General features: G+C 62.7%; 17 protein-coding genes. 5 read left to right on the top strand and 12 right to left on the bottom strand.

Annotated elements, in window-relative coordinates:
• Window position 1 precedes the first annotated feature (1 nt).
• Genes AC1VON_RS19360 through AC1VON_RS19345 form a run of 4 tightly spaced genes read left to right on the top strand, consistent with a single transcriptional unit; the run spans window position 2 to window position 3,874 of the window.
• Window positions 2–1,387, top strand: a complete 1,386-nt coding sequence (locus AC1VON_RS19360; RefSeq protein ID WP_172350772.1) for an aminotransferase family protein — start codon at window positions 2–4, stop codon at window positions 1,385–1,387.
• A gap of 4 nt (window positions 1,388–1,391) precedes the next feature.
• Window positions 1,392–2,321, top strand: coding sequence for a 3,5-dioxohexanoate:acetyl-CoA acetone transferase (gene kce / locus AC1VON_RS19355; RefSeq protein WP_483124561.1), 930 nt, complete (start codon window positions 1,392–1,394; stop codon window positions 2,319–2,321).
• A 9-nt stretch (window positions 2,322–2,330) separates the two neighbouring features.
• Window positions 2,331–2,849 carry a GNAT family N-acetyltransferase gene (locus AC1VON_RS19350; RefSeq protein WP_483124560.1) on the top strand — a complete coding sequence of 173 codons (519 nt, stop codon included), beginning with the start codon at window positions 2,331–2,333 and terminating at the stop codon, window positions 2,847–2,849.
• Window positions 2,846–3,874 carry a histone deacetylase family protein gene (locus tag AC1VON_RS19345; RefSeq protein ID WP_483124559.1) on the top strand — a complete coding sequence of 343 codons (1,029 nt, stop codon included), beginning with the start codon at window positions 2,846–2,848 and terminating at the stop codon, window positions 3,872–3,874. The genes AC1VON_RS19350 and AC1VON_RS19345 overlap by 4 nt, the downstream gene beginning before the upstream one ends.
• 15 nt (window positions 3,875–3,889) lie before the next feature.
• On the opposite strand, the gene AC1VON_RS19340 is transcribed toward AC1VON_RS19345, so the two are convergent.
• From AC1VON_RS19340 to AC1VON_RS19320, 5 genes are all read right to left on the bottom strand, one after another.
• Window positions 3,890–5,158 carry a cysteine desulfurase-like protein gene (locus AC1VON_RS19340; RefSeq protein WP_483124558.1) on the bottom strand — a complete coding sequence of 423 codons (1,269 nt, stop codon included), beginning with the start codon at window positions 5,156–5,158 and terminating at the stop codon, window positions 3,890–3,892.
• A gap of 44 nt (window positions 5,159–5,202) precedes the next feature.
• Window positions 5,203–6,270 carry an aldo/keto reductase gene (locus AC1VON_RS19335; protein ID WP_483124557.1) on the bottom strand — a complete coding sequence of 356 codons (1,068 nt, stop codon included), beginning with the start codon at window positions 6,268–6,270 and terminating at the stop codon, window positions 5,203–5,205.
• A 111-nt stretch (window positions 6,271–6,381) separates the two neighbouring features.
• The gene (locus AC1VON_RS19330) at window positions 6,382–6,843 is read right to left on the bottom strand and encodes a hypothetical protein (protein WP_172352985.1); all 462 of its coding nucleotides are present in this window, start codon (window positions 6,841–6,843) and stop codon (window positions 6,382–6,384) included.
• A gap of 375 nt (window positions 6,844–7,218) precedes the next feature.
• Window positions 7,219–7,434, bottom strand: coding sequence for a hypothetical protein (locus AC1VON_RS19325; RefSeq protein ID WP_483126418.1), 216 nt, complete (start codon window positions 7,432–7,434; stop codon window positions 7,219–7,221).
• A gap of 17 nt (window positions 7,435–7,451) precedes the next feature.
• Window positions 7,452–7,958: a DUF1993 domain-containing protein gene (locus AC1VON_RS19320; RefSeq protein ID WP_483124556.1), complete on the bottom strand. Its 507-nt coding sequence runs from the start codon at window positions 7,956–7,958 to the stop codon at window positions 7,452–7,454.
• A 140-nt stretch (window positions 7,959–8,098) separates the two neighbouring features.
• Between AC1VON_RS19320 and AC1VON_RS19315 the strand changes: the two genes are divergently transcribed.
• Entirely contained in the window at window positions 8,099–9,154 is a 1,056-nt protein-coding gene (locus AC1VON_RS19315) for a DUF1176 domain-containing protein (protein ID WP_483124555.1), read from the top strand.
• Between the two features lie 30 nt (window positions 9,155–9,184).
• Here the strand turns inward: AC1VON_RS19315 and AC1VON_RS19310 are convergent, their stop codons facing one another.
• The 7 genes from AC1VON_RS19310 to AC1VON_RS19280 all read right to left on the bottom strand — a co-directional run bounded on the left by AC1VON_RS19310 (window position 9,185) and on the right by AC1VON_RS19280 (window position 15,641).
• Window positions 9,185–10,078 carry an alpha/beta hydrolase family protein gene (locus AC1VON_RS19310; protein ID WP_483124554.1) on the bottom strand — a complete coding sequence of 298 codons (894 nt, stop codon included), beginning with the start codon at window positions 10,076–10,078 and terminating at the stop codon, window positions 9,185–9,187.
• A gap of 32 nt (window positions 10,079–10,110) precedes the next feature.
• Window positions 10,111–11,721, bottom strand: coding sequence for an NTP transferase domain-containing protein (locus AC1VON_RS19305; protein ID WP_483124553.1), 1,611 nt, complete (start codon window positions 11,719–11,721; stop codon window positions 10,111–10,113).
• Window positions 11,722–11,787: 66 nt separating this feature from the next.
• Window positions 11,788–12,525 carry an XdhC family protein gene (locus AC1VON_RS19300; RefSeq protein WP_172352986.1) on the bottom strand — a complete coding sequence of 246 codons (738 nt, stop codon included), beginning with the start codon at window positions 12,523–12,525 and terminating at the stop codon, window positions 11,788–11,790.
• A 4-nt stretch (window positions 12,526–12,529) separates the two neighbouring features.
• The gene (locus tag AC1VON_RS19295) at window positions 12,530–12,868 is read right to left on the bottom strand and encodes an XdhC family protein (protein ID WP_137930017.1); all 339 of its coding nucleotides are present in this window, start codon (window positions 12,866–12,868) and stop codon (window positions 12,530–12,532) included.
• A 49-nt stretch (window positions 12,869–12,917) separates the two neighbouring features.
• Window positions 12,918–14,183, bottom strand: a complete 1,266-nt coding sequence (locus tag AC1VON_RS19290) for a vWA domain-containing protein (RefSeq protein ID WP_483124552.1) — start codon at window positions 14,181–14,183, stop codon at window positions 12,918–12,920.
• A gap of 4 nt (window positions 14,184–14,187) precedes the next feature.
• Window positions 14,188–15,117 (bottom strand): AAA family ATPase, encoded by a 930-nt coding sequence (locus tag AC1VON_RS19285; protein WP_483124551.1) that lies wholly within the window; start codon window positions 15,115–15,117, stop codon window positions 14,188–14,190.
• On the bottom strand, window positions 15,114–15,641 hold the full coding sequence (locus AC1VON_RS19280) for a flavin reductase (RefSeq protein ID WP_172350784.1): 528 nt from the start codon (window positions 15,639–15,641) through the stop codon (window positions 15,114–15,116). The genes AC1VON_RS19285 and AC1VON_RS19280 overlap by 4 nt, the downstream gene beginning before the upstream one ends.
• Window positions 15,642–15,771 lie beyond the last annotated feature (130 nt).

The raw sequence follows: 15,771 nt of genomic DNA, 5'->3' as shown, positions 1-15,771 counted from the left end.
CATGTCGAAGACCCAGACCGCCGCCCAAGCAACCGAGGCGCGCCGAGAATCGCATCTGTTCTACCTGTCCAGCCTGCGCCGGCCGTTGATCGATCGCGCCGAAGGCATCTATATGTGGACGCAGGACGGCCGCCGTTTCATCGACGGATCGAGCGGGCCGATGGTCGCCAATATCGGCCATTCCAACCGCAACGTTCTGGATGCCATGAAGCGGCAGATGGACCGCGCCACCTTCGCCTATCGCCTGCACTTCGAAAACGAGCCGGCGGAGGAACTGGCGCGCGAGCTCGCGGGCAAACTGCCGGAAGGCATGGACCGCATCTTTTTCGTCTCGGGCGGCTCGGAAGCGACGGAATCCTGCATCAAGCTGGCGAGGCAATGGGCGGTCGCCACGGGCCAGGCCAGCCGCTGGAAGGTGATCACGCGTTTTCCCTCCTATCATGGCGGCACGCTGGGTTCGCTTTCGGTCACCGGTGACGATGCGCTGGCCGAAACCTTTGAGCCGATGATGCGGGTGATGCCGACCGTGCCCGCGCCAACAGCCTGGCGCGACCGCGACAATCTTTCGATGGAGCAACGCGGCGTCCGCTACGCCGACATGCTGGAGGACAAGATCCTCGCAGAAGGCCCGGAGAGTGTCGTCGCCTTCATCATGGAGCCGATCGGCGGTGCTGCCACCGCCGCTCTTGTGGCGCCAGACAGCTATTACGCACGCATCCGCGAGATCTGCGACCGCTACGGCATCCTGCTCATCCATGACGAAGTGATGAGCGGCGCCGGCCGCACCGGCAAATTCCTGGGCGGCGACCATTGGAACTGCAGACCCGACATCGTCGCGCTGTCGAAAGGGCTGGGCTCCGGCTATGCGCCGCTCGGCGCGCTGGCGGCTCCGATGCGGCTGGTGCAGCCGCTGCTTGCTTCGGGCGGGTTCCAGCACGGCCACACCTATGCAGGCAATCCGTTGGCCTGCGCCGCCGGTCTTGCGGTGCTGGGCGAAATGGACCGCCTCGACTTGATCGCCAATGCCGCTGCCATGGGCGATGTGCTGATGGACGGGCTGAAGGGGCTGGCGAAGCGCTTTCCGTTCATTGCCGACGTGCGCGGCAAGGGCCTGCTGACCGGAGCCGAGATGGTTGCCGATCCGGAGACATTGCGGCCGATCGACCAAACAAAGAAAGCCACGCAGCGTCTGCTCGACCTCGCCTACGAGCGCGGCCTGATCATCTATGGCCGCAAGGTCAAGGGCGGCGTCGACGGCGACAATTTCATGGTCGCGCCGCCAATGATCGTCACCAGCGAACAGGTCGGCGAGATCGTCTCCATCATCGGCGATTCGCTGGAAGTCCTGGCTTCCGAGCTCGACCTGCCGGTCGAAGGCCGGGGGTAAGGAAATGGCGCCGCGAAAAGTCATCATCACCTGCGCCGTCACCGGCTCGGTGCACACGCCGTCGATGTCGCCCTATCTGCCACTGACGCCGGACCAGATCGCGGCCGACGCGATCGCGGCAGCGGAAGCCGGCGCCTCGATCCTGCATCTGCATGCCCGCGACCCCAAAGACGGACGGCCGACGGCCGATCCGGACGTGTTCATGCAGTTCCTGCCACGCATCAAGCAGGCAACCGACGCTGTGATCAACATCACCACGGGCGGCTCCTCGTTGATGACACTCGACCAGCGGCTGGAGGCCCCGCTCCGAGCCGAGCCCGAAATGTGCTCGCTCAACATGGGCTCAATGAATTTCGCGCTGTTCCCGATGCTCGACAAGCCAAGGGAGTGGCAGCACGAGTGGGAGCCAAAGCTGCTCGAAGCCACCCGCGACACCATCTTCAAGAACACATTCGCCGACATGGAGGGCGTGCTTGAGAGGCTGGGCAAGGGCTGCGGCACGCGCTTCGAATTCGAGTGCTACGATGTCGGCCATCTCTATTCGCTGGCGCATTTCCGTGATCGGGGCCTGGTGTCGGGGCCGCTGTTCATCCAGTTCGTGCTGGGCATCTTGGGCGGCATCGGTGCCGACCCGGACAATCTCATCCATATGAAGCGGATCGCCGACAAACTGTTCGGCGACAGCTACCAGTTCTCCGTGCTGGCCGCAGGTCGCAACCAGATGCCGCTGATCTCGATCGCCGCGGCAATGGGCGGCAATGTCCGTGTCGGGCTGGAAGACAGTCTCTATGATGGCCGCCAATTGGCGAAATCCAATGCCGACCAGGTGCGCCGTATCCGTGGCATTCTCGACGGGCTGTCGCTGGAGGTTGCCACGCCAGCCGAGGCGCGCGACATGCTGGCGCTGAAGGGCGGCGACCGGGTAGCGTTTTGAGGCAAGACCGTGACCAATCCAACCCTCAGTGACGTCCTGATCCGTCCCGGTCGGATCGATGACGCCGAAACCATCCACACCGCGCTTCTCAAACTCGGCACCCATATTGGCGCGCATCAGGAGATCACGTCCACATCAGATGATCTCCGACGCTATGGCTTTGGCGAAAAGCCCGCCTTCTCCACCCTGATGGCTGAAGTCGACGGCGAGTTCGCCGGCCTCTGCCTGCATTTCCCGATCTTTTCGACCTGGATGGGGCGGCCCGGCGTCTATGTGCAGGACCTCTATGTCGAGGACCGCTTTCGCGGCCGCAAGATCGGCGAACGGCTGCTGCGCCGCGTCGCCGCGGACTGCCGGAAAGAAGGCGGCGTCTATCTCAGGCTGTCGGTCGACACCGACAACGAAGGTGCCAAGGCCTTCTACGAGAAGCTTGGCATCGCCTGGTCGAACTACGAACAGACGCAGAAGATCGTCGGCGAAGCCTTCTTTGCCTTCGCCGACGCGCCGGAAGATGGGGGGCAGGAATGAAAGCTTTTTATGCCGAGGAGCAGAAGCGGCACGACCCCAAGGCCTTTCTTTCCAGCGGCGCGCCGCAGCCAAACCCGGAAAAGCCCGAGCGCGTCGAGAGATTGCTAGCTGGCGCAAAATCTGCCGGCTGCACGATCGAGCGACCGCGCAATCACGGGCTCGATCCGATTGCCGCCGTGCATACGCCCGAATATCTCGACTTCCTCGAACATATTTTCGCACGCTGGCAACGTATCGACGGCGCGTCCGCCGAAGTGATTCCCAACATCCACCCGATCGCACGTAACGGCTCCTATCCAGCCTCGGCGGTTGGCCAGGCCGGCTACCATATGGCCGACACAGCCTGCCCGATCTCGGGCGAGACCTGGCGAAGCGCATTGTGGAGCGCCTGGAGCGCGGTCGAAGCCGCTGAAACGGTAATTGCCGGCGCGCCGGCGGCCTATGCGCTGTGCCGCCCGCCCGGCCATCATGCCTTTGCCGATGTCGCCGGGGGCTTCTGCTTCATCAACAATTCGGCGGTCGCGGCGCAAGCGCTGCGCAAGCAGGCAGCACGTGTGGCAATCCTCGATGTCGACCTGCACCACGGCAACGGCACGCAAGGCATCTTCTATGCGCGGTCCGATGTGCTCACAGTCTCGCTGCATGCCGATCCGGTGCGCTTCTATCCGTTCTTCTGGGGCCACGCCGACGAGCGCGGCGAAGGCGCGGGCCTCGGCTACAATTTCAACCTGCCGCTGCCGCGCAAATCCGCCGACGCGGCCTTTCTGGAAGCGCTGGCGGTGGCCTTCCAGCGTATCCGCGCCTTTTCACCGGATGCGCTGGTCGTGGCGCTCGGCCTCGACGCCTTCGAGGGCGACCCGTTCGGCGGGCTTTCGGTGACGACGCCCGGCTTCTCACGCATTGGCGAAGCGATCGCAAAGCTTGGCCTGCCGACGGTCATCGTCCAGGAAGGCGGCTATCTCTGCGACGCGCTTGGCGACAATCTTACCGCCTTCCTCACCGGTTTCGGCGGCAAGGCGCGGTGACTGTTCAAGCTAGCGTCAGGAACGCTGCTGCCTGAGCATGGCGATGACCCGATACACGCTCTCCAGCGTCTCGTCGATCTCGGTCGCCGTATTGTAGTGGGCGATACCGATGCGCACGACGCCCTGTTCGGCTGGAATGCCGAGCTGGTGGACGATCTCCCAGGCGTAGTTGTGGCCTGACCACAGGAAGATGTTCTCGGCATTCATCTGCCGCACGATCGTCTCCGGAACGATGCCGTCGACGGTGAACGAGACCGTCGGCACACGATCGCCGAGCCGCTTCGGATCGGTGATGCCATGGATTGTCAGGCCCGAAATGCCGGACAGGCCATCGATCAGCCTTTGCGCCAGCGGGTTTTCATAGGCGATGGACACTTCGAACGCCTTGGCGATCTTTTGCCTGCGCGAACCACTCTCGCCCACCGCCGCGCCCAGCCCGGCAAAATGATCGACCGCCGCCGTGAGGCCGGCCATCAGCTCGATCTGCGGCGTGCCAAGCTCGAACCGCTCCGGCAGGCCATTGGAGGAGCAGCGGCATTTATAGGGTTTCAAGCCTTCGATGACGTCACGCCGGCCCCACAATATGCCCATATGCGGTCCGAAGAATTTGTAGGCCGAGCAGATCAAAAAATCGCAGCCAAGGTCCTGCACGTCGATCAGGCCATGCGGCGCGAACTGCACGGCGTCGACATAGACCAGGGCGCCGGCTTGTTTTGCGATGGCAGTCAGCGACCTGACCCGGTTGATCGAGCCGGTCAGGTTGCTGGCATAGTTCAATGCGACCAGCCGTGTCTTGTCGGAGAGCAGACCGGCCAGCGTCGCCTCTTCGACCTGCCAGCTCTTTTCATCGAATGGCAGCCAGCGCACGACGAGGCCAAGGTCCTCGGCCAGTTGCAGCCAGGGCGAGACATTGCCCTCGTGATCCATGCGGGTGAGGATGATCTCGTCGCCGGGCTTCAGCGAGCGGCCAAGCGTGCGCGACATATGATAGGTCAGCGTCGTCATATTGGCGCCGATAATGATTTCCTCGGGGCTCGTGGCACCAAGGAAATCGGCCATCGCCTGATGTGCCTCGTCAACCACGGCCTGTGCGGCGACCGTCGTTTCGAAATAGCCGCCGAGATTGGCGTTGGTCGTGAGCAGGCAGCGCGACACCGCATCGGCGACGGCCTGGGGTACCTGCGTGCCGGCCGGGTTGTCGAGATAGATGCGGCGGCGGCCCTTGTCGCTCAGGGAAAGAGCGGGGAATTTTCCACGCACGGCCTCTATCGGAAAGTCCACCATCATCTCCACCCCTTTGTTATTCCTCGATAATCCACCCCTTCCGATCAGGGACAGGGATTGCCGACCCGCTGATGAACCGCATCCACCGCCTTCTGCATCTCTTCGGTCCAGACAACATCCACCGAAGACAATGCCATTTCGAGTTGCGAAATGGTTGTCGCGCCAATGATATTCGACGTGACGAAGGGTCGGCTCGAGACATAGGCGTTGGCGAACAGGGCCGGCTCCAGGCCAAAGGAGCGCGCCAGTTCATTGTATTCTAGCAGCACCGCGGCGGCATTCGGCGTCTCGTAGCGCTGGCCGCGATTGAACAGCTGCGAGCGTGAGCCCTGCGGTCGAGCGCCATGGTCGTATTTGCCGGTCAGATAGCCTTGCGCCAGCGGCGAATAGGCAAGCAATGAGATGTCCTCACGCTCGCAGACCTCGGCGAGGTTCACCTCGAAGGTGCGGTTGACGAGATTGTAGGCGTTCTGGATCGAGTCCACGCGCGGGCCGATCCCCTTGTCGGCCTCCGAGAGGTAACGCATGACGCCCCAGGAACTTTCGTTCGACAGGCCGAAATGGCGGATCTTTCCTGCCTTCACCAATTCATCGAAGACGCCAAGCGTCTCGGCGATCGGCGTTTCGTTGGCTGGTGCGCCGTCGGCATCGGCGCGCCGCGCCACCGCCCCGACGCGCGTCGGGTTGGCGCCCCAGGGGATGTCCCGTTCCGGCCAGTGGATTTGGTAGAGATCGAGATAGTCGGTGCCGAGCTTGGCCAGCGACTTGTCGATGGCGTCAAGAATATCGGCGCGCACCAGTTGCGACGGCCTGTCACCGCGAAACCAGTTATTGGCTGTGCGGCCAACGACCTTGGAGGCCAGGATCACCTTGTCGCGGTTGCCCTTGGCCTTCATCCAGCTGCCGATGATCTTTTCCGTCCGCCCTTGCGTCTCCGCCTTGGGCGGGATCGGATAGAGCTCGGCGGTATCGATGAAATTGACGCCGCGCGAAAAAGCCAAATCCATCTGGGCGTGGCCCTCGGCTTCGGTGTTCTGCTGGCCCCAGGTCATCGAACCAAGGCAGATCTGGGTAACAAGAAGATCGGTCCGACCGAGACGGCGTTTGTGCATGAAATTCTGCTCCGGAGGGAAAGCGTGCGCGGGAGGCTGCATCTATAGGGAAAGCTAAGGCGCTCTCCAAGCCTCGCCAGGCCGACTTTTGCGTGAACCAGCGCTGGTTAACTAGCGGCGAGCGCCGGCCACGGCGCGGCGCTTGGCCTCGTCGATCAGCATGTTGGCTACCTGCATGCGGATCATGGCGCGCTGGCGCAGATGCGGGGCGACACGATCGGGATGGTTGCTGAAAGCAAAGCTGCGGCGCATGCGGCCGAAATCGGCAACGCCCTTGGGCTTGTCCAGCCCCAGTTCGGCCGCGATCGATTCAGGATCGATCGGCGGCAGTTTTTCCTCAGGCTTGGGTTCCTCGCCGGCAAGGGCCAGTTTGGCGTGGTCGAGCAAGGCGGCGAATTCGCTCGCCAGATCAGCGCCGGCCTCGCGATATTCGGCGGCGGATACTTTTATGCGGCCGGAATGGAGTTCATCGGCAACCGAGAGATAGTCGAATGGAATGGAAGGACGCGCACCGGCCTCGTCGCCCTCGATGCCGTCGCCCTTGTCGGAGGCAACGAAGAGGTCGTCGAGCAGCGAAGCAAAATCGCGCTTGGCGCTGGTAGCGATGTCAGCCTCCCCCCTTTGCCCGACTGTCAGGTTTCCAGGAAGATAGAACGGGCTCGTTAAAAATACATACCACCGATCTTAATGAATTTAGCCATTCGAAGGATCGCGTCAGGTGCTCAAACAAAAAGCCGGACTGCACTTTCATGCAGTCCGGAAATTCGCCAGGAGTGGCGAGGAAAAACTGGCCATATGCCAGCGTCGAAGCCTACGGTTCGTGCGGCCCGGAAGTTTCACTGGGCCGCAAAAAAAGTTTTACGAAAATCATCCGGGCATAGCAGGCATGCAAATGCTGCACTGCACAATTGTCACGATTTACCTATATTGGCAGCCGTGGAGGACCAATCAGGAGCCTGGATCATGGGTTTCTTCACGGAAATGTTCGCCCGGCCGCGTCCACAGGAACATCTGAGATACCGCGCGGCGCTCGCGCTGCTTCACTCGATGAGCAATGCCGACCGCGCCGATATCGGCATAAAACCCGCCGATTTTCCGCGCATCGCCCGCGAAATGTCCATTCGCTAAGGAGCCTGCGAGATGTCCCGGATCGATCCGGGACATCTCACAACTTCAGCCGCTCAACGCGATCCCAGGAATGTCGCCTTGCCCAGCGGCACGCCATTGTGGCGAAGGATGTCGTAAGCGGTGGTGAGGTGGAAGTAGAAATTTGGCATGGCCACATGCAGAAGATACTGCATGCCGCCCAACGTCGTCTCGCGTCCGCCGAGTTTCAGTTCAATCATCTTGTCGTCGGAACCGTCGATATCGGCGGCCGAGAACGTCGCCAGAAGCGCGAGCGTCTTGGCTATCCGCGCCTCGAGATCGGCAAAGCTTGCTTCATTGTCTTCGTATTTCGGCACTTCGCGGCCGGCGAGCCGCGACGGCGCGCCCTTGGCGTGGTCGGTTGCGATCTGCACTTGCCGGGTCAAGGCGAACATGTCGGGCGCAAGCCGTGCCGTCAAAAACACCTGCGGGTCGATCTTGCGGTCAAGCGCGTTTTGTTCGGCAGCCGCCAGCACACTGGAAAGTGCTTTCAGCCGGGCTGAAAACACGGGCACGGATGCCTCATACATCGATATCGTCACGTCAGATCTCCTGTCCGGTCGGAACGCCGGCGGAGCGACGTAGCGCCTCCCCGCACGATTCTTCAAGCGCCGTGGGCTCCGCGTCACCACGCCGCCGCAATCGCCGTGGTAGAATCTGCGTCATCGAGCGGAGATTCCCGATGAGACGCGTCCTTCTCGCAGCGACTTCCCTTCTCTCCCTTGCCATGTCTGGCCAAGCGGCGCTGGCCGTCGATGACACCGCGCCCGAAGCGCCCTATGTCGACGACCGCTCGAGCGCCGAGGCGGTGATCCGCTCCCTCTACAGCGCCATCAACCGGCATGAATTCGCCCGCGCCTGGGGTTACTACGGCGATACGAAGCCGGCTAAGGATTTCGACAGCTTCGTCAAAGGCTATGACGGCACCAACAAGGTGGAAGTCGCGACCGGTGCTATTTCGGACGAAGGTGCCGCAGGTAGCATCTTCTATAACGTCCCTGTCGCCATTCGTGCCACGGACAAGAGCGGCGGCGAGAAGGTCTTTGCCGGCTGCTACACGCTGCGCCAGGTGAATGCCCAGATCCAAGCGGCGCCGCCCTTTGATCCGATCCACATCGAAAAAGGCGCATTGAAACCTTCGACCTCCGATTTCGAGGAAGCTGTGCCGCCGAGCTGCGGCGACGGTCCGCCGCCGCCCAAGAAGGACACGACGCTGGAGCAGGCCAAGAAGGCATTCCTGGCGACCTATGGCGACCAGTGCGACAAGGAGCTTCTGGCCAATGAGCCGGAGACCTTTTCGATCAAATACAAGGACAAGGATGCGCAGCCCGCCGATCCCGACAAGGAAACACGCCTCTTCCATTTCTCCTGCTCGGCCGCGGCCTACAATGAAAACTCCGTCTACTACATGAGCGACGATGTGTCAGGGGTGCGGCAGTTGCAGTTCACCGAGCCCGAGATGGACATTCGCTACGTGAACAATGACAGCGAAGGCAAAGTCGAATCCATGCACATTGTCGGCTTCCGGACGACAGGCTGGGCGACCAATTCCAACTATGACAAGGATGCCCACACGATCACGACGTTCGACAAATGGCGCGGCGTCGGAGATGCCTCTTCATCGGGCACTTATCTGTTCCGCAATGGCGACTTCTCGCTGGTCCAGTATGATGTCGACGCGTCCTATGATGGCGAGGAAAACCCGCAGACGGTTGTCGACTACAACACCGCGCCTTGAGCACCGGACGGCTTCAGGCCAGCCAGTCGATCAAGGCGCCTTCGACAGCATCCAATTGAGCGTTCCGCGCCAGTCGGCCATGCGGATTGGCGTGCCGTGGGTGCCTGTCTCGAAACGGACGAAGCGGGTCGGGTAGGTCTTCGATTTGGCCAGGATGGAGCGGAAGAACGCTTCCTGGTTCGCCACGGGGAAGACCACGTCATGGCTGCCTTGACCGAAGAAGACAGGCACGCGGCGCTTGAAGGCGGGGCTGGCAAAAAAGCTCTCGTCCCACAGCGACCCGAGCAGCAGCAAGCCATTTATGCGGCCGCCCGTGTCCTTGCGTCCGGCAAGCTTCCAGCACAGTGCACCACCCATCGAGCCGCAGGCGACGAAGATCTTCGCGCCAGGCGACTGCTCGGCATAGTGATCGATCAGAGCCGCGACTTGGGCGGCACCCTTGTCGCCGAAATCGGGAAAATCCGGTGAGAGATAAAGACCGCCATTGCCGGCCATCAGGTTCTTGATGCGGTTGAAATTGCCGCCGAAGGTGAAGTCGTCGACGCCCTGTTTGCGGCTGCCACCCTGCCCGTGCAAGTAGAGCACGATGATCCCAGCGCCTTGCGTCTTGCCGACGGCAACATGCCTGACATCGCCGGCATCGGTCTTCAGCAGCAGATCCTGCTGCACCTTGCGTACGCTGGCGTCAATGTATTGCGGGTGGACGCGCTTTTCCGGCACCTCGTCACGCTGGTTGATGTCGCGCATCTCGCGATAGTCGATGACCGTATAGGCGCCGTTGGTGTCGGACGAGAGCGTGGCCGGATAGGCGAAGAGATCGTCCTTGAAGGGTTTCAGTTCGAGCGCATCGGCTTGGGCGGGAACGCCAAGAACAAATGTTGCGATCAGAACGCTGTGGAGAGGAGAAGGAAAACGAAAAGCCATACCGCAGGCTTGCGTAATTCGGCCCGGGTTTGTCAATCCTGCAGCACGCCGCCGGCGCCTTCGAGCGCTTCGCGGGTGTCGACATCGACGGACGCGCCCTCGCCGATCTCGACATCGATGACATCGAGCCCTTCGGCCTCGACCAGATGGCGAGCGCCGGTGTCGCCTTCGAGATGAGCGATGGCCGGGAACAGCGAGCGCGGCAAAAGCACGGGGTTGCCGCGTTTGCCCTGATGCGAGGCGCGGACCACGGAATTGCCTCCAGCCTTGCGGAAGGCATCGATCAGCCGGTCGAGATCGTCTGACACAACGCCAGGCATGTCTCCCAGAACAATCATCACGCCGGCGGTGTCCTCCGGCAGATAGGCAATACCTGCCTTCAGCGACGTGGACAGGCCATCGGCGAAATCCGGATTGTCTGCGAAGGTGACGTCGAGGCCTAGCAAAGCTGCGCGCACCCGCTCGCGCTGATGACCGGTGACGACGATCGTGCCCGACGCCTTCGAGGCGACCGCGCGCTCGGCGGTGCGGCGCACCAGCGGCTTGCCGTCGAACAACGCCATGAGCTTGTTCGGTCCGCCCATGCGGCTCGACCGGCCGGCTGCCAGAAGCACGGTGGCGACCTTGAGCCGGCTTTTGGCCGGCAACGGCTCGCGCGGCTGCGGCCGTGTCGGGATTTCCATGAGCAACCCGCCGACTCCCATACCGGCGATGTCCTTCGCGGTGACGTCAAGGCCGGCGATCAACCGGTCAAGCACCCAGTCGAAGCCGTTCTCCTTGGGGCTGCGGGCGCAGCCGGGCGCGCCGATGACGCGCTTGCCGCCGAGCGTACCGAGCACCAGCAGATTGCCGGGATCGACCGGCATGCCCGCGCGGATGACAGTTCCGCCCGCCATCTCGATCGCAGCCGGAACGACATCGGCGAAGTCGCTCATCGCCGAAGCGCCGAAGATCACCACCATGTCATTCTCGCGCGCCAGCGAGGTCGCAGCCTCCGCCACGGGCGCGATCTCATGCGGCGTGCGGCGTTCCGCCGTCAGCCTGCCGCCCGAACGCGCCAGCCTTGCTTCGGTGACACGCAGCGTCTTGTCGAGCACGCTGGGCTTGATTCCCGGTAGAACCGTCTGGATGATACCGACGCGCACCGGTTTATAGGCGTTGACGGCAAAGATGACGCCGCCGGCGCAGATTTTCGCGACCGCATCGACCAGCGCAGAGTTGACTGCGAACGGGATGATCTTCACCGTTGCGACCATCTGACCCTTTTCGACCGGCGCATGCCGCGCCAGCGTGGCAATGGTGATGGCTGGATCGACGGCGTTGATGGCGTCGATCATCGCGGCATCGACCGTGAAGACGCCTGATGCCCTGGCGTGGAGATTGACGCGGCCGGTGGCGGCCGGCTTGGCCTCGATGCCGCTGAAAATCATACTCTCGGCAATTCTTTGTGCCGCCGCGTCCTCGCCGAGATCGTCTGAGGCCAGCACGGCCGCGACGACCTGCGAGACGCCAGCCCGCTTGAGTATGGAGACGTCTTCGGCGCTCAGCCGGTGCGCCTTGCGAAAGCGTCTTTCGCCGGCGGTGGTGGCGTGTGCCAGTACCGCGCCTTCGGCCTCTTCAATGGCAACCGGGCCGAATTTCACGCCACCGCGCCCGCAGAGCGGGGCGCGTCCACTTGGACGCGCAAAGGACGCTCCGCCGCTTTGAATCTACGCATCGTGCTTCTCCAAAATCGATTCCGATCTTTGGGCCGATGCGGAGGCATCAAGGCCGCGCGAGCGGAAGGCGTAGATGGTCTGCGCGAGAACCGCAACGGCGATCTCGGCGGGGCTCGCGGCACCGATGTCGAGCCCGATCGGCGCATGGATGCGGGCGATCTGGTCGGCACTCGCGCCCAGCGCCAGCAAGCGTTCGACGCGCTTTGCATGCGTCTTGCGGCTGCCGAGCGCGCCGACATAAAAACAGTTGGCGTCAAGCGCCGCTTTCAGCGCGAAATCGTCGATCTTCGGGTCATGGGTAACGGCGGCAAGCGCCGTGTAACTGTCGAGGGGCTGGCGCTTCAGCACATCCTCCGGCCACTCTGCATGCAAGGCGATGTCGGGAAAGCGGTCCGATGTGGCGAAGGCCGTGCGCGGATCGATGATCTCCAAGGGATAGCCGGCGATCCTGGCCATCGGCGCCAGCGCCTGGCTGATATGGACGGCACCGATCACCACGAGGCGTGGTTGGGGCAGATGCGCATTGAGAAAGAAGGTCCGTCCTTCCGCCTCGACGGAGCCGGAATTGCCCGATCGAAATGCCTTGGCGATCGCGGCCCCAAGGTCGCCCGCGACCTGGTCGCCCTCACGCACGATGCGGTCGCGGCCATCGCCGAGATCGGTGACGAGGATCGCCGCGCGGCGGGCACGGCGCTCCGCGTTGAGCGTTTTCAGCGCATAGGGATCCATTGGATCAGCCAAGCCTTTCCACATAAACCTTGATACGGCCACCGCAGGACAGGCCGACCTGCCAGGCGGTCTCATCGGCAACGCCAAACTCCAGCATCCTGGCCTTGCCGGAGCCGATGACGTCGATCGCTTCGGTCACCACGGCGCCCTCGACGCAGCCGCCGGAGACAGAACCGTGGAAATTGCCGTCAGCATCGATGACAAGGTGGCTGCCGACCGGGCGTGGTGCCGAACCCCAGGTCTCGACCACCGTCGCGATAGCGACATCCTTGCCGTCCTTCATCCAACCTTCCGCGATGATCAGCGGATCGCGGGCCTCATCGAGATAAAGACTGTCACTCATCGTTGCTTCTCTCAGGGTCTGTTTTTCCAAGGGGCCGAGAAACATATGGCTATGCGGCGTGCCTCGCGCCAGCGTCAATCCATCGGCGCGGATCGACGGATTGTGCCGACTTCTTGTCGAGTGACGCGCAGAGGTCGGCGAGCGCATCGAGATTGTGCACCGAGCGGAATTCGTCGACATGCGGCAGCATCGCCCTGACGCCGCGGGCGCGCGCCTGGAAACCATCAAAGCGCAGCAACGGGTTCAGCCAGATCAGCCGCCGGCAGGATTTGTGCAGCCGCTCCATCTCCTCCGAGAGACCGGCGACATCGTCACGCTCCAGCCCGTCGGTTATCAGAAGCACCACCGCGCCCTGCCCCAGCACGCGCCGCGACCATATCAGGTTGAACTCGGCCAGCGTGTCACCGATGCGTGTGCCGCCGGACCAGTCCTTGACCACCATCGAACAGTCTGCAAGGGCGGCATCGGGATCGCGATGGCGCATCTGCCGGGTCAGGTTCGTCAGTCGCGTGCCGAAGACGAAGGTATGCACGCGCCGGCGTTTTTCCGTCAGCGCATGCAGGAAATGCAGGAAGATGCGCGTGTACTGGCTCATTGAGCCGGAAATGTCGGCCAGTACCACGAGCGGCGGATGAACTTCGCGTGTCGAACGGAATTTCGGCAGGATCAATTCGCCGCCGGTGCGCGCAGCTGAGCGCATCATGGCGCGCGGATCGATGCGGCGGCCATGCGCGTCGGCCTTGAAGCGCCTTGTCCGCACCATGTCGACGGGCAGCCGGAGCTCGGCGATCGCCTTCCTGGCATCAGCCATCTCGGCTGCGTTCATCTGGGCGAAATCCTTGCCCCGCAGCACCTCGCTGCCGGAAAAGGTAAAGCGGGCATCGACCTCGATCTCAGGGACTTCCTGCGGTGGCTGGTTCTTCTGGTGGCCTTCGAACATCGCCTGACTGACACGGTTTTCGGCGGCGCGCGGCTTCTGCTTCTCCCTGACGTCAGGCGCCACAGGGGAAAACATCGCCAGCAATTTCTCGATCAGTTCGCGCGATTTCCAGAACAGCCGGAAGGCCTCGTCGAAGGTTGAGTGATCCTCATGCCTGGACACCAGCACGGCATGCAGGGTCCAATAGAAATCGTCGCGCGAGCCTATGCCGGCGGCCAGCACCGCCTCGATGGCATCCTTGACCGAAGCCGGCCCGACCCTCATGCCGGCCTTGCGCAAGGTGCGGGCGAAATAGACGATGTTGTCGGCGATGCGCCCATCCGCCGTCGCCTCCGTGGGGCCGGCCTCTTTGGAGTAAACACCCGGCGCCTTCATCGCGCTACTCCGCCGCCGCGAGCTCGGCCTTGACCTGGTCGAGGATGCGCCGGCCCTCGCCCGAACCGATGCGGGCAATGTCGTCCTGGTATTTCAACAGCACGCCGATCGTGTCGGATACGGTCTCCGGATCGAGCGCCACCTTGTCGAGTTCGGTCAGCGCACCGGCCCAGTCTATGGTTTCCGCGACGCCCGGCACCTTGAACAGCTCGATCTGGCGCAGCTTCTGGATGAAGGAGACCACCTCCGCCGAAAGCCGCTGGTTAGCTCGCGGCACCTTGCGGCGCACGATCTCCAGTTCGCGCTCGGCATTGGGATAATCGACCCAGTGATAGAGGCAGCGCCGCTTCAAAGCGTCGTGGATCTCGCGGGTGCGGTTGGTGGTGATGATGACGATCGGCGGTTCTTCCGCCTTGATGGTGCCGAGTTCGGGCACCGTCACCTGGTAGTCGGAGAGGATTTCGAGCAGGAAGGCCTCGAAGGCTTCATCCGTGCGGTCGAGCTCGTCGATCAGAAAGACAGGCGCGGCACCTGCCTTGCCGGTCAGCGCATCGAGCACCGGGCGGCGGATCAGGTATTTTTCGGAGAACACGTTGCGCTCCATGGCGGAGCGGTCGACCTTGCCGGCCGCCTCCTCCATGCGGATCTCGATCATCTGCGCGGCGTAGTTCCACTCGTAGACGGCGGAGGAGACATCGAGCCCTTCATAGCATTGCAGCCGGATCAGCCGGCGACCAAGCGCCTGCGCCAGCACCTTGGCGATTTCGGTCTTGCCGACGCCGGCCTCGCCCTCGAGGAACAAGGGCCGGTTCATGCGCAACGACAGGAACAGCACGGTCGCCAGCGACCGGTCCGCCACATAGTCCGCGCCGGTCAGGAGATCGAGCGTCTCGTCGATCGTCCGCGGCACGGGACGCGATTTCAGCTCGGTCATTCTTTCTCCGTGAACGCCGCCGCTCCGCTGTCCAGGACGTGATAGCCGCGGGCGTGGTAGATCAGCGGCCGCAAATTATCGCCCATGCGCAGGCCTGTCACCTTGCCAAAAAGCACACGATGGGTGGCCAGATCCTTGGTGTCGATCAATTCGCAGTCGAAGACCGCAAGCGCGCCCTTAAGCGTCGGCGCGCCGGTGGAAATTACATCCCATTCGCCGAGCGCGAAACGCTCCTCGACCGGCAGGCCGGTAATGCCGGAAAAACCAATCGCCAGCGGCTCCTGGTGCGAAGCCAGCGTGTTCAAGGCAAACTTGCCGTTTTTCACGAACAGCTCATTCTTGGCATTTTCACGGTTGAGGCAGACCAGGATAGTCGGAGGGGTGTCCGACACGGAACAGGCGGCGATCACCGTGGTGCCGCGCTTGCCGGCAGGGCCGTCCGTCGTGACCACATGGACGTGACCGGCAAAATGGCTCATCGCGTCGCGATAGGCCTGCGGTCCAATGTCATTCTTCTTCAGCACAAGAACTTTCCACAGCCAGAACCCCTACCGCTATATATGGCCAGACATGACAGGCCACAAGCGAAGTGCTTGGCCCATATCCCTGAATTCGCGTGTTGCACCAAGGCCGGGCAGCCTTTAGGTCTTGGCG

This window comes from Mesorhizobium sp. HAY1-8B (genome assembly GCF_056868045.1).
The sequence above is the reverse complement of the archived record's forward strand: the minus strand, read 5'-3'. Positions and strand labels throughout refer to the sequence as shown.